General features: G+C 53.8%; 10 protein-coding genes. 9 read left to right on the top strand and 1 reads right to left on the bottom strand.

The genetic code is table 11. The features are described 5' to 3' along the window. Positions 1-114: 114 nt before the first annotated feature. The 8 genes from QCD69_RS20675 to phoH all read left to right on the top strand — a co-directional run bounded on the left by QCD69_RS20675 (position 115) and on the right by phoH (position 6,552). Positions 115-246 (top strand): hypothetical protein, encoded by a 132-nt coding sequence (locus QCD69_RS20675; protein ID WP_255416553.1) that lies wholly within the window; start codon positions 115-117, stop codon positions 244-246. A 12-nt stretch (positions 247-258) separates the two neighbouring features. Next, positions 259-639 carry an HVO_A0114 family putative DNA-binding protein gene (locus tag QCD69_RS20670; RefSeq protein ID WP_253460550.1) on the top strand — a complete coding sequence of 127 codons (381 nt, stop codon included), beginning with the start codon at positions 259-261 and terminating at the stop codon, positions 637-639. A gap of 445 nt (positions 640-1,084) precedes the next feature. Continuing rightward, entirely contained in the window at positions 1,085-1,348 is a 264-nt protein-coding gene (locus QCD69_RS20665; RefSeq protein ID WP_125290934.1) for a type II toxin-antitoxin system HicA family toxin, read from the top strand. Further along, positions 1,345-1,701 carry a type II toxin-antitoxin system HicB family antitoxin gene (locus QCD69_RS20660; protein WP_253460553.1) on the top strand — a complete coding sequence of 119 codons (357 nt, stop codon included), beginning with the start codon at positions 1,345-1,347 and terminating at the stop codon, positions 1,699-1,701. Before QCD69_RS20665 ends, QCD69_RS20660 begins: the two co-directional genes overlap by 4 nt. 255 nt (positions 1,702-1,956) lie before the next feature. After that, entirely contained in the window at positions 1,957-2,784 is an 828-nt protein-coding gene (gene efeU / locus QCD69_RS20655) for an iron uptake transporter permease EfeU (RefSeq protein ID WP_253460556.1), read from the top strand. Between the two features lie 33 nt (positions 2,785-2,817). Next, positions 2,818-3,933 (top strand): iron uptake system protein EfeO, encoded by a 1,116-nt coding sequence (efeO, locus tag QCD69_RS20650; RefSeq protein WP_436830617.1) that lies wholly within the window; start codon positions 2,818-2,820, stop codon positions 3,931-3,933. A 3-nt stretch (positions 3,934-3,936) separates the two neighbouring features. Continuing rightward, complete coding sequence (efeB, locus tag QCD69_RS20645; RefSeq protein ID WP_301253393.1) at positions 3,937-5,214, top strand: iron uptake transporter deferrochelatase/peroxidase subunit; 1,278 nt, start codon at positions 3,937-3,939, stop codon at positions 5,212-5,214. Between the two features lie 549 nt (positions 5,215-5,763). Further along, entirely contained in the window at positions 5,764-6,552 is a 789-nt protein-coding gene (gene phoH / locus QCD69_RS20640) for a phosphate starvation-inducible protein PhoH (protein WP_125290939.1), read from the top strand. A 141-nt stretch (positions 6,553-6,693) separates the two neighbouring features. Here phoH and QCD69_RS20635 read toward each other — a convergent pair whose 3' ends face one another. After that, on the bottom strand, positions 6,694-10,281 hold the full coding sequence (locus tag QCD69_RS20635; RefSeq protein ID WP_301253392.1) for a M12 family metallo-peptidase: 3,588 nt from the start codon (positions 10,279-10,281) through the stop codon (positions 6,694-6,696). Between the two features lie 1,087 nt (positions 10,282-11,368). Between QCD69_RS20635 and QCD69_RS20630 the strand changes: the two genes are divergently transcribed. Then, positions 11,369-12,919: a methyl-accepting chemotaxis protein gene (locus tag QCD69_RS20630; RefSeq protein WP_301253391.1), complete on the top strand. Its 1,551-nt coding sequence runs from the start codon at positions 11,369-11,371 to the stop codon at positions 12,917-12,919. Positions 12,920-13,119: the final 200 nt, after the last annotated feature.

The following is a 13,119-nucleotide window of genomic DNA, read 5'->3' as shown; positions in this document are numbered from 1 at the left end:
GGCCTTTTTTTTAAGAACGGAAAACCTGGTCAGGGAGGACGGCATAAAGCCATCATGGCTTGTCATCCTCTTGCGATAAGATTATGATCCGCTCATAAATCAAGGATGAGTTAAATGGATTATGGATTAGCGACCCTGCTGAGCCTGCACGGCACCCGCTATATTTATGCCTGCGGCTACTGGTATGAAATTATGGATCATTTTTTCACCGCGGTAGATAAAATCGTGGCTGAAGCAACCAGATAAAAAGGGATGATGATGAAAGCACTGATCGGCGTAATGCCAGAAAATGAGTTTCGCCAGCGGGTCATGGCGATTGTCAGCAATGAGTACTTTCCTGAAGAAAACGAACCCAAAATCTGGTTCTCCTCGCTAAACGCGGTAGCGCAGATTTTAAGCCCTGAAAATCTGGCGCTGCTGGATATGATGGATCGGGAGAAACCGGAAAGCATCTCTCAGCTGGCCCGGCTGGCCGGGCGGGCGGTGAGCAATCTTTCCGCCACGCTGTCGACGCTGGAAAAACACGGCTTCGTGAAAAAAGTAAAAGGGAAAAACTGTATGAAACCGGTGGCGCTTTACACCGAGTTCGTTATCCACACCGCACATTTCCCGGCCAAAAAAGCCAGCGACGCTGCCTGAGTTGGCCCCGGTACAACGGCGCGCATATTTGGTTATCTTAAATTTTCTGCTGTTCGATTCGTGGCAATTACTGTCCCCACGGCAAACAAACCGCAACAGGAATAAAAACGGGACGTGAGTTGCTACCAGTGGCGATAAGGCGGATCTGAGCGCACCGCCTGGGCCCTGGGACGATACGCTGGCTGAGCCGTTGCAATAAACGTGTTACGCATCAATGGGAGGCGAACGTCCTGACATGCGGCACGCATCAGTTTCGGGGCCGGACGAACGTCCAGACAGGCGATCGGACAATTGGTTTTAGTTGGTGATTGAGCCCCAAACTGTCTGTCGTCATCGGCCAATAACGTGATTACAAATAATCTTCTCGATGACTTCATAAATTGACTTCGAAAACCAGGGTTAATAAAATGACTTCATAGAGTGAAGCTATGGCAGGGATAAAGCTATGGTTGCATTAAGGAAGAAGCATAAACTCATACTGACTAAAATTTTTGCGCTGCCTGTTCCTGCCAACATTAAGTGGGCAGAAATCGAGTCGCTTATCCGGGCTTTAGGTGGTGAAGTTACCGAAGGTAGCGGATCCCGGTGCCGATTCAAACTCAATGGCAGTATCGCAAGATTCCACCGCCCACATCCTGCCCCTGATACCGACAAAGGCGCAGTCAACAGCGTTAAAGAATGGTTAGAAAGTATAGGGATTGAACCATGAGCAAAGCAAAACCCAACAAATATGAGATAGCCGGGCAGCCGGTTGTTGTCAGCTTCGTACCTGAACTGAACGCGTTTCGCGGCAAATTCCTGGGGCTCAGTGGTTATTGTGATTTTGTTGCTGACAGCGTAGAAGGGCTGCGGAGAGAAGGCGAAATTTCCTTAAAGGAATATCTGAAAGATTGTCGGGAAGAGGGGATAGATCCTTATGCCCGACAGGAAAAAACGAAGACATTTACTTTACGCTATAACGAGACGCTTGCTGAAAAATTAAGTCATGTGGCAGCTGAAAACGATATGTCAGTAAATACTTTCATCATTGAAACGCTGGAAGAGCGAATCAGACACGCATAATAAAAGCCCCGTCCAGGCGGGGCTTTCTGCCAAAACCAGCTCCTTTCCTTTCGGATAGTCTTCGGGTACAGAAATAAACAGGTAGGGAAGTTTCCGACGCCCTTTGATAGCGCATTTTCCTTTAATCCCTTGCCACGCCCGATGAAAATAACCGTCCAGCCTCTTGTATTTCTTCCGGCGATAATGATAATCGGTATCGTTTAGATTTACACTTCTTTACCCGCGTGAAAACGCCTTATATGTCTGAAGGTGCCTATGTTTGTGCCGTTCCTGATTATGTTACGCGAAGGACTGGAAGCCGCGCTGATCGTCAGCCTGATTGCCAGCTATTTACAGCGCACGCAGCGCAGCGAGTGGTTCGGCGCAATGTGGCTTGGCGTCTTCATCGCCGCCGCGCTCTGCCTGGTGCTGGGCTATGTGATTAATGAAACCACCGGCGAATTCCCGCAAAGAGAGCAGGAGCTGTTCGAAGGCATGGTGGCGGTGGTGGCCGTTTGTATTCTGACCTGGATGGTGTTCTGGATGCGCAAAGTCTCGCGCAATATTAAAGCGCAGCTGGAAGGCGCGGTGGATAACGCGCTGCAGCGCGGCAAAGGCGGCGGCTGGGCGCTGATTTTTATGGTCTTCCTGGCCGTCGCGCGGGAAGGGCTGGAGTCCGTGTTCTTCCTGCTGGCGGCCTTCCAGCAGGACGTGGGCATTGCGCCGCCGGTCGGCGCCATCCTGGGCCTCGCTACCGCTATCGTGCTGGGTATGCTGATCTACTGGGGCGGCGTGCGGCTGAATATGGCGCTCTTCTTCCGTTGGACCAGCCTGTTTATTCTGCTGGTCGCAGCGGGCCTGGCGGCTGGCGCCATCCGTGCTTTCCATGAGGCCGGACTGTGGAACGCCTTCCAGAGCCAGGCGTTCGATTTCAGCGAGGTGCTCTCCACCAGCACGCTGATGGGCACGCTGCTGGAAGGCCTTTTCGGCTATCAGGAAGCGCCCAGCGTCAGTGAAGTGGTGGTCTGGTTCTGCTATCTCATTCCTGCGCTGATCCTGTTTTTCCTGCCCGGACGCCCGCCAACGACGGCAGTCCGTCTTTAACGCTTTTCCGCTTTCTTATTTAAGGGATTTATCATGATTCGTGGTTTTTCAATGTTACCGCTGGCGGCGGCGTTACTGGCCAGCTTTTCTGCCGTGCAGGCTGCCGACGTGCCGCAGGTAAAAATTGTCGTTAACGACAAACAGTGCGAGCCGATGAGCGTTACCGTTAAAGCCGGTAAAACGCAGTTTGTGATCCAGAACCACAGCCAGAAAGGGCTGGAGTGGGAGATCCTGAAAGGGGTGATGGTAGTGGAGGAGCGCGAAAATATCGCGCCGGGCTTCACGCAAAAGCTGACGGCCAGTCTGCAACCGGGCGAGTATGAGATGACCTGCGGCCTGTTGAGCAATCCCAAAGGTAAGCTGATTGTGCAGGGCGCAGAGGATGCAGCAGGCGCACAGCCAACGCTGATGCAGCTGACCGGCCCTGTTACCGACTACAAAGCTTACGTGATGCAGGAAGTCGCCGCGCTGGTTACCAGCACGCAAGCCTTTACCGGGGCGGTAAAAGCGGGCGATATCGATAAGGCGAAAGCCCTCTATGCGCCGACGCGCGCTCACTATGAGCGTATCGAACCGATAGCGGAACTGTTCTCCGATCTGGACGGCAGCATTGACGCTCGCGAAGATGATTATGAGCAGAAAGCCGCCGATCCTAAGTTCACCGGCTTCCATCGTCTGGAAAAAGCGCTGTGGGGCGACGGCTCGACCAAAGGTGTGGAAACCTATGCCGACAGGCTTTATGCAGACGTGCAGGCGCTGCAAAAGCGGGTCAGCGAACTGGCATTTCCACCGGGTAAAGTGGTCGGCGGCGCGGCCGGTCTGATTGAAGAAGTGGCTTCCAGCAAAATCTCCGGCGAAGAAGACCGCTACAGCCGCACCGATTTGTGGGATTTTCAGGCCAACGTTGATGGCGCGCAGAAGATCGTGAATTTGCTGCGTCCGATGCTGCAACAGGCCGATCCGGCGCTGCTGGCAAAAATCGACGGTAATTTCAAAAAGGTAGACGCTATCCTGAAGAAATACCGCAGCGGCGACGGCTTTGCCTCCTATGACAAGCTTACCGATGCCGATCGCACTGCGATGAAAGGCCCGATCACGGCGCTGGCGGAAGATCTCGCTCTGCTGCGCGGAACGCTGGGGCTGGATTGAGTTATGAAGCAAGCTGATGACGAGGCGGCGCAGCCTTCACGCCGCCGTCTGCTGAAGGGGATGGGCCTCCTTGGCGGCGCGCTGGCGTTAGCAGGAGGCTGTCCGGCGCATGGCGCGCCGGCGGCCTTTTCGCCCGGCGCGCTGTCGCCCAATGCCCGCCAGCAGAGACAGCCTTTTCACGGGCCGCACCAGGCGGGGATCGTCACGCCACAGCAGGCGTCGATGATGCTGGTGGCTTTTGACGTACTGGCAACGGACAAGGCCGATCTGGAGCGGTTATTTCGTTTGCTGACCGACCGTATCGCTTTTCTGACCAGGGGAGGAGAAGCGCCGCAAACGGTTAATCCGCGTCTGCCGCCGATGGATTCCGGCATTCTGGGCGGTCATATCTACCCGGATAATCTGACCATTACGGTATCGGTCGGCCGCGCCTTGTTTGACGATCGCTACGGATTGCAGGCGCAAAAGCCGCGCAGGCTGCAAACCATGACGCGCTTTCCCAATGATGCGCTGGATGCCGGGCTGTGCCACGGCGATCTGCTGCTGCAAATCTGCGCCAATACCAACGATACGGTGATCCACGCGCTGCGCGATATCATCAAGCATTCGCCGGATTTGCTGAGCGTGCGCTGGCGGCGGGAAGGCTTTATCTCCGATCATGCAGCGCGCAGTCAGGGCAGGGAGACGCCAGTCAATCTGTTGGGCTTTAAGGACGGCACGGCCAATCCCGATACGGCCGACGCGGCGATGATGGATAAAATCCTGTGGGTCACGGCGGATCAGGATGAACCTGCCTGGGCGATCGGCGGCAGCTATCAGGCCGCGCGCATCATTCAGTTCCACGTAGAGTTTTGGGACAGAACGCCGCTGCGCGAGCAGGAAACGATCTTTGGCCGGGTGAAGCAGAGCGGCGCGCCGCTGGGAATGACGCACGAACATGATGTACCGGACTATGCCAGCGATCCCGATGGCCTCGTTACGCCGTTAGACGCGCATATTCGCCTGGCTAACCCGCGCACGTCACAAACGCAGGACAGCCTGATGCTCCGCCGTGGCTACAGCTACTCGCTGGGCGTATCCAATGCCGGTCAGCTGGAGATGGGCCTGTTATTTGTCTGCTATCAGCACGACCTGGAAAAGGGTTTTCTTACCGTACAAAAAAGACTCAACGGCGAGGCGCTGGAGGAATATATCAAACCCGTCGGCGGCGGATATTTCTTTGTGCTGCCTGGCGTCATTGACGAAAAACATTATCTCGGGCAGGCTTTACTTCAGGCCTGAGCCTTTCTTCAGCCTCCCGCCCGCGCCTCGTGCGGGAGGTTGTTTTTTAACCAGAGGCGTTCAGCCGGCTGTTAAACATTTCAGATTACCGCACTCAGCATAAAATAAATTGTTATCTCTTTGATCCTGTTAGGATCCTAATTAACCTGCCGCGTACGCGTTCGCTTATTTGGTACTTTTCGCTTGCCGTCAGGTAAAATTAATGTTGCATTATTCCAGGAATCTGTTGAAATTTAATTATCAGGCGTCAGTTGTTTCCAGTGTGCAACACGGAGATCGCGAATGGACAAGTCCTTTTACGGACATAAGCGTCAGACAAATAGCGTGACAGCTTCCCGGCGCGAGGGCTTTATCGCCCCAATGACTTCCTCTTCCCTTTGCCATTTCAGCCAGTTTATTAACACCCTCCGGTGCCCGGCATCGTCACTCCGCGTACCATTTCTACGGCCAGACAAGGCTTACAAGGAAGCCAGCAAAACCTCTAAAGCGTTCACGTAATCGCACTGCCGTTCCAGGTGCGGGAAATGAAACCAACTGTAAGGTGCCACTATGGGAAGACAGAAAGCAGTGATCAAAGCTCGTCGTGAAGCCAAGCGCGTGCTTCGTAGCGATTCACGCAGTCATCGTCAGCGTGAAGAAGAATCGGTCACCTCGCTGGTGCAGATGGGTGGGCTGGACGCAATCGGCATGGCGCGCGATACCCGCGACCATTCGCCCATTGAGGCCCGTAATGAAGCTCAGGCGCACTATCTTAAAGCCATAGAGAGTAAACAGCTGATTTTCGCTACCGGCGAAGCGGGCTGCGGAAAAACCTGGATTAGCGCCGCCAAAGCGGCCGAAGCCCTGATCAATAAGGATGTCGACAGGATCATCGTCACCAGGCCGGTACTACAGGCAGATGAAGATCTGGGCTTTTTACCCGGTAATATCGCAGAAAAGTTCGCTCCTTATTTTCGACCCGTCTATGACGTTCTGGTTAAACGTCTTGGTTCTTCCTTTATGCAGTACTGCCTGCGTCCCGAAATCGGCAAGGTGGAGATTGCGCCTTTCGCCTATATGCGCGGACGTACCTTTGAAAACGCCGTGGTGATCCTTGATGAGGCGCAAAACGTCACCGCCGCCCAGATGAAAATGTTTCTGACCCGCCTCGGGGAAAACGTCACCGTCATCGTCAATGGCGATATCACGCAATGTGATTTGCCATCGCATGTTCAGTCCGGCCTTAGCGACGCGCTGGCCCGCTTTAAAGAGGACGAGATGATTGGGGTAGTGCGTTTTGGTAAACAAGACTGCGTGCGCTCGGAGCTGTGCCAGCATACGCTGATGGCCTACGGCTAAAACGGGTGCATGTAAATATCGTCTGAAGACAACGCAGTTAATTAACCGCTCATTTTGATAATAAAAAACCGGCCTCCTGCGAGGCCGGTTTTTCCCTTTTCAGAGGGATGTCCCGGGCGAAAAACGCCTGAGTATCATGCCTTATTCCACCTTATCCCAGGCTTGCTGCCAGTGCAGGCCCGTGCCCGGCGCATAGGCCCAGGCCGCGCCCGCACACCAGCCGGTGTAAGGTGCCGATTTACAGGCATAGATGCCGCCCGCTGCGCTTACCCGTTCGCCTGCTTTATAGGCTGTGCCTTCCACATAGGCCGGATAGACTGGCGGTGCTGGCGGTACTGGCGGTGCCGGCGGCGGCGTAACGGAAATAATTTCCAGAGCATGAGTGCTGATGGCTGAACGCGTTCCGTCCGCGCTGGCTGCTTCCAGGTCGACCTGGTAATGACCGCCTGCATAATTTTGCGCCGCGATTGTAAACTCGCGCGCCGTGCTCTGCGCCAGCGTTTTGCCGTTCTGCTTCAGGCTCCACTGCCAGTGGCTGGCGGTAAAGTTGCTCTGGCTCGTCAACGTGATGCTTTCACCTTGTTTAACGCTGGCCGCGCCCTGGATCTGCGCGTGCGGGGCGCTCACGGTTACGGTGACGGTTTTTCTGTCCACAACGCCGCCTGTACCGGTAGCCAGAAGCTCATAGGTCACTTTTCCTGAGGCATTACGAGGGAAAGCGGCCCTGACTATCTTCTGCTGGTGCACTTCTCTCACGATCGGGCCTGACGCCACTTCCTGCAGGCCGGAAGGGCCGTCGCTGGTTACCCGCCAGATAAAACCTTTACCGGTGCTGCTGCTGCCGTCCAGCTGGTGAATAGTGGCGGTTGTGGAGCGGGACACGAGGCTGAAGTCTTCAGGCACCACGGCTACCGGCACAACGACAGGCTCGGGAGCGATAATCTCTAAAGCATGGGTGCTGGTTGCCGTACGCAGGCCGTCTGCACTGGTGGCTTCAAGCACCACCTGGTAGTGACCGGCGGCATGGTCATTTGTCGCCAGGACAAACTCACGCGCATTGCTCTGCGCCACGGTTTCTTCACCCTGCTTCAGGCTCCACTGCCAGTGCGTGGCGGTAAAGTTGTCCTGGCCTGTCAGCGTAACGCTGTCGCCATGCTTAACGCTGGCCGGGCCCTGGATCTGCGCGTGCGGCGCAGTAACGGTGACGGTCACGGTTTTTTTATCCACCGAGCCGTCTGAACCGGTTGCCGTCAGCTCATAGGTGACGATGCCTGAGGTGTTGCGGGGAAAAGCGGCGCGGGCCACGGCACCCTGTACTTCTTTTACGATCGGCCCTGACGCCACTTCCTGCAGGCCGGAAGGGCCGTCGCTGGTCACCCGCCAGACAAAACTTTTCCCGGTACTTCCGCTGCCGTCCAGTATATGGATGGTGGCGGTAGTAGAACGAGATACGAAGCTGAAGTCTTCAGGCACCACGGCTACCGGCACAACAGCAGGCTCGGGAGCGATAATCTCTAAAGCATGGGTGCTGGTTGCCGTACGCAGGCCGTCTGCGCTGGTGGCTTCAAGCACCACCTGATAGTGACCGGCGGCATGGTTATTTGTCGCAAGGACAAACTCGCGCGCATTGCTTTCCGCCACGGTTTTTTCACCCTGCTTCAGGCTCCACTGCCAGTGTGTGGCGGTAAAGTTGTCCTGGCCTGTCAGCGTTACGCTGTCGCCATGCTTAACGCTGGCCGGGCCCTGGATCTGCGCGTGCGGCGCAGTCACGGTGGCGGTCACGGTTTTTTTATCCACCGAGCCGTCTGAACCGGTTGCCGTCAGCTCATAGGTGACTATGCCTGAGGTATTGCGAGGAAAAGCGGCGCGGGCCACGGCACCCTGTACTTCTTTTACGATCGGCCCTGACGCCACTTCCTGCAAACCGGCAGCGCCGTCGCTGGTCACCCGCCAGACAAAACTTTTACCTGTGCTCCTGCTGCCGTCCAGCTGGTGGATGGCGGCGGTGGTGGAACGGGAGATAAGGCTGAAATCGTCAGGTACTACGGCAACCGGCTTCACGACTGGTGTGGTAGAGGTGATCTCTAACACATGGGTGCTTCTGCCGGTATGCATACCGTCTGCGCTGGTCGCTTCCAGCTCGACCGCATATTTCCCAGGCGCATAGCCCCGTGTATTCAGAGTAAACTGGCGCGATGTACTTTGAGCAATCGTCTGGCTGCCGTTTATCAGGCGCCACTGCCAGCGGGTAGCGGTAAAGTTTACCTGACCGTTCAGGGTAACGGTATCGCCCTGTTTAACGCTGGCCGCACCCTGAATTTGCGCACGTGGAGCGGTAACGGTAACGGTAACAATTTTTTTATCCACCCGGCCGTTGGAGCCATGCACCGTCAGTTCATAAACAGCCTGGCCGGAAGAGTTGGCAGGGAAGGCGGCTCTGACGTTCGCGACGTTGTGGATTTCTCTGACGACAGGACCAGAAGGGACTTCCTGCAAGCCCATGGGGCCGTCGCTTAATACTTTCCAGACGTGGCCGTAACCGTCACTGGATCTGCCGTCCAGCTCGCGGATTAACGTAGTATTGCTACGCGAAAGGATGCTGAAATTACCCGGCACCACGGCTTTCGGCGTTACGTTGCTGTAAAACCTTGAGATCATTCCACGCCGTTCATTGAGCCGACGAGCGTTGTCCTCATACTGTGCAGTTCCGGTAGGCGTATTGCGGAAGAGAACGCGCGGGTTGGAAAACATATTGACCTGGCTACAGTTAGGGGAGCAGTTGTAGGCCATGATGGTGCGCCATCTGTCCATCCCTGTGCCCAGACGCCGGTAGCCATGTTGATAGCAAGGGGAACCATAAGGGTTACCGCCATTCTGGGCTCTGTCGTGTTGCAGCCCGATATTGTGACCCATTTCATGGGCAAACGTATTGGTTTCGGTGAAGGCAAGATAGTTGACTACGGCATGAGCGCTTTCTCTGGTCGCATTGACCCAGGCTATGCCGTTGAGATCTCTACGAACTGCCAACAGAACTACCAGATCGGCCTCGTGCTGTTGTCTGAAGGCAAGGATAGCGTTGCGCAATTCGCCATTCATATCTCGCAGCATTTGGCTCTGGGTACTTTTCTCGTTGTAATCAGGATTCAGTACGCCAGCGTTAACAAAAGTGATGCGAACGTTACTGTTTAAGGCACCCTGATTTACTTTTTCAAAAGCAAGTTTGGCCAGCGCATCAAAATCTAATGAAGAGAAAGCCGCACGGGACTGATTGGTGGTCACCAGACCCACCCGGATAACCACCTGTTGCGAAGGGGACGGATCCTCATAATTTCCCGGTGCCGGGCAGTTAACCCTGGTTTCCGGGGCGCTGAAGACCTCGTCATGCTTTTCTTTTTCAGCGACTTTATTTGCATCCACTTTAATAATAACCAGTGAATTTTTTTCCTGAGCCAGCGGCAGGATCTGAAAGGTGTCACCTTTGAACGTTAGCGAACCATAGATTTTGCCCTGTTTGATAATCAGGATCGCCGTATTTTCCGGATCGGGATTGCCGTTGGATAACCGATTGGTAATAGGGGCGGCAATTTCACCTGTCCAGGTGAGGCTGCCGTCTTCGTCTTTCTTTTCAGACCAGCGTTGAAAAGTGACGTGCCCGCCATCCGGCAGCGTCAGGCTGACGCTGTCAATATCCTGCGGGGGGATATTGTCCGTACTCTTAAGCAGCGCCATTTTTTCCGTAATGGGGGAGGCGGATAAATTACGTAAATAACGGTTGTGCGATACAATCGATTTTTCGTTGGTGTTATGTAAGACAGCAAGCTTAAGCACTGCTGCATGCGAGGCGCTGCCGCACATAAATAATATAAGAGTGATGCACCTGACAAGGTGCGATAAAATTCGCTTCATGTTTTCCTGCTATTAGTCAAAGGAGTTATTATTGGCTTTATATACGGATGGTCTTATTTATTAGTCGTTTAGAACCTTTATAAGGTGGTCGTTATTTATTGTCAGCTGAAAATTCCCATGGTACTACGCCAGAATATTTCCGGGTTATCTTATGGTCAGCGGAATTTAAATTTAAACTATTAAGATGACTGTTTTATAGTGTTACAGGTGACGTATTTCTTCAAGGTTAAAAATTGACATGCGGATGGCAGAATTTGCCGGGTAAAAATCGAGTTAATATTTTGTATCAGGTCTGCTGTTTTTAAAATAAAGATACCGGGCGGAAAACTCCGCCGCGACTTTTATTATATAGCCTGTTGGATTTGGCTTATCGCCAACTGTAAAATTTTATTAACGTACAGGCAGGCTGCTGCTTTGCTGATGACGGCATCGGGTTTTATCCCTGGAAGCAGTCGATCGCAGGCAGCACCACGCTGGCGGAGTGGTGCTGCCTGCGATCGACTGCATGACCATGGTTAAGCGACAGTCTTACTGAAGGGTAAAAGCTAAGGTCGGGATACAGCCTTATCAGCCGGGTCCTTTTTGTTTTATATCCTTATGGTTGATGCTTTTTTCAAAATTCCTGCAAATACCTTAGCGCGGCTCAAGCTTTTCACCTTGCACCGGAAACGGTTTTTTTATGGATTAACTCGCTATCATCATAATTAAAAAGGAGTTTTTATTTTCTTTTTTTCTGTTTTTAACGGCATTCTTGTTTTTTAACTATTTTATTAATCACTTATATGAATATCTGCGTGTTCAACAGCAAAAAATAAGCAGATTTACTAAAGCTTACGAAAGGCAGGCCGATAAAGCACGGGTATAACAGAAACGATGTTTGCACCTTTAATCTTCTGAGAGCGTGGAAAAGATGTTTAAAAACTTTTCGGTCAGTACGAAATTTATAGCGGCTTTTGGCGTCGTGGCAGCCTTATTACTGCTGCTGTGCGGCACTTTTTACGTTAACTTTTCGCGCATTGTAAACTCCAATAACTGGAACGTGCATACCTGGCGTGTCATCGATGAAAGCCGATCGCTGACCCAAAGCCTGGTGAATATGGAAACCGGGCTGCGCGGCTATGCAGTAAACGGTAAAGAAGAGATGCTGGCGCCGTGGCAGGAAGGTCAGAAAGCCTTTTCTCAGCACGTGCAGAAGGCGCGCTCTTTGACGTCGGATAATGAAAGACAGCAGGATAGGCTGAGCAAACTGACCGCGCAGGAACAGGCGTGGGAAGCCTCTTTTGTTACGCCGCTGATGAAAAATCGCCAGGCGCTGAACACCGGCGCGCTCTCTTATGAAACGTTTCTGGCGGCTTTTAATGCCAACACGGGCAAAGCGCAGATGGACGGAATGCGGAAGATCATCGATGAACTTGCTGCCGAAGAGAAGGGCTTACTGGCGGAAAGGCAACTCACCGTTGATGCTACCGAAGCGCAAACCAAGCTGACCCTGATCGTTGGCGCGCTTGCCGGGCTGGCTATCGCCTCTCTGCTGGGCTATTTGCTGTCGCGTGCGATTACCGTCCCTCTGCGCCAGGCTGTTAAAGCGGCGCGCTCTATCGCGGATGGCGATTTAACATCGGTACTGATCCCGCAGTCAAAAGATGAAACCGGCGTGCTGATTGCTACTTTTGCAGAGATGCAGGAGCAGCTAAGAAAAGTCGTTTCGGAGATCCAGAACGCCGCCGCTTCTATCGATAGCGCCGCAAAAGAGGTTTCTATGGGCAATACCGATCTGTCCAGCCGAACTGAACAGCAGGCCGCGTCGCTTGAAGAAACGTCAGCCAGTATGGAACAGCTGACCGCCACAGTGCGCCAGAACTCTTCTAACGCACAACATGCCAGCAGCCTCGCTTCTGACGCGTCACGCGTGGCGGAGCATGGTGGCGCAGTGGTAGGAAAAGTCGTGTCCACCATGTCCGCTATTCATGACAGCTCGAACAGCGTGGCTGAAATCATCAGCACGATAGAAAGCATCGCGTTCCAGACGAACATTCTGGCGCTTAATGCCGCGGTGGAAGCTGCTCGCGCTGGTGAACAGGGCCGGGGCTTTGCCGTCGTGGCTTCGGAAGTCAGGGCGCTGGCCCAGCGAAGCGCGGTAGCCGCTAAAGAAATTAAAACGCTGATCGAAACATCAAGCCTGCGTATTACAGAAGGTAGCCAGCTGGTGGCCAATGCCGGAAAAACTATGGATGACATCGTTGCTTCCATCGGCAATGTTTCCGGCATTATGTCGGAGATTTTTTCAGCGTCGGGCGAGCAGGTCAACGGTATTGAGCACGTAAGCATTGCGGTCAGCCAGATGGACGAAGTGACCCAGCAGAACGCCGCGCTGGTGCAGGAAGCCGCCGCTGCGGCCGCTTCGCTGGAAGATCAGGCTGCGCAGCTGACTCGTGCTATTGCCGTATTTAAAGTTGCCTGATGCCATATGGCCAGGCGGTAAAAAAGAGATTGGCCATAAAAAAAGCCTGAACGTGAGTTCAGGCTTTTTCTTTGAATATGGCGATGAGGAAGGGATTGACTCGCTTTGCTCGCCCTGCGGGCAGTTCGGCCGCAGGACGTCCGATCTGTCCAACCGGCTGAAGCCGGTTGTCGAACCCGGTCAAGGGTTCTCACCCTTCC

This window comes from Erwinia sp. PsM31, assembly GCF_030433775.1.
Taxonomy (GTDB): Bacteria; Pseudomonadota; Gammaproteobacteria; order Enterobacterales; family Enterobacteriaceae; genus Erwinia; species Erwinia aeris.
Note: the sequence above shows the minus strand (reverse complement) of the source record. Positions and strands in the feature narration are given on the sequence as shown.

Bases quoted from the DNA above. Each gene is read 5' to 3' on its own strand.
- QCD69_RS20675 (WP_255416553.1), top strand. From the start codon at position 115: ATGGATTATGGATTAGCGACCCTGCTGAGCCTGCACGGCACCCGCTAT.
- QCD69_RS20670 (WP_253460550.1), top strand. From the start codon at position 259: ATGAAAGCACTGATCGGCGTAATGCCAGAAAATGAGTTTCGCCAGCGG.
- QCD69_RS20665 (WP_125290934.1), top strand. From the start codon at position 1,085: ATGGTTGCATTAAGGAAGAAGCATAAACTCATACTGACTAAAATTTTT.
- QCD69_RS20660 (WP_253460553.1), top strand. From the start codon at position 1,345: ATGAGCAAAGCAAAACCCAACAAATATGAGATAGCCGGGCAGCCGGTT.
- efeU (WP_253460556.1), top strand. From the start codon at position 1,957: ATGTTTGTGCCGTTCCTGATTATGTTACGCGAAGGACTGGAAGCCGCG.
- efeO (WP_436830617.1), top strand. From the start codon at position 2,818: ATGATTCGTGGTTTTTCAATGTTACCGCTGGCGGCGGCGTTACTGGCC.
- efeB (WP_301253393.1), top strand. From the start codon at position 3,937: ATGAAGCAAGCTGATGACGAGGCGGCGCAGCCTTCACGCCGCCGTCTG.
- phoH (WP_125290939.1), top strand. From the start codon at position 5,764: ATGGGAAGACAGAAAGCAGTGATCAAAGCTCGTCGTGAAGCCAAGCGC.
- QCD69_RS20635 (WP_301253392.1), bottom strand. From the start codon at position 10,281: ATGGCGCTGCTTAAGAGTACGGACAATATCCCCCCGCAGGATATTGAC.
- QCD69_RS20630 (WP_301253391.1), top strand. From the start codon at position 11,369: ATGTTTAAAAACTTTTCGGTCAGTACGAAATTTATAGCGGCTTTTGGC.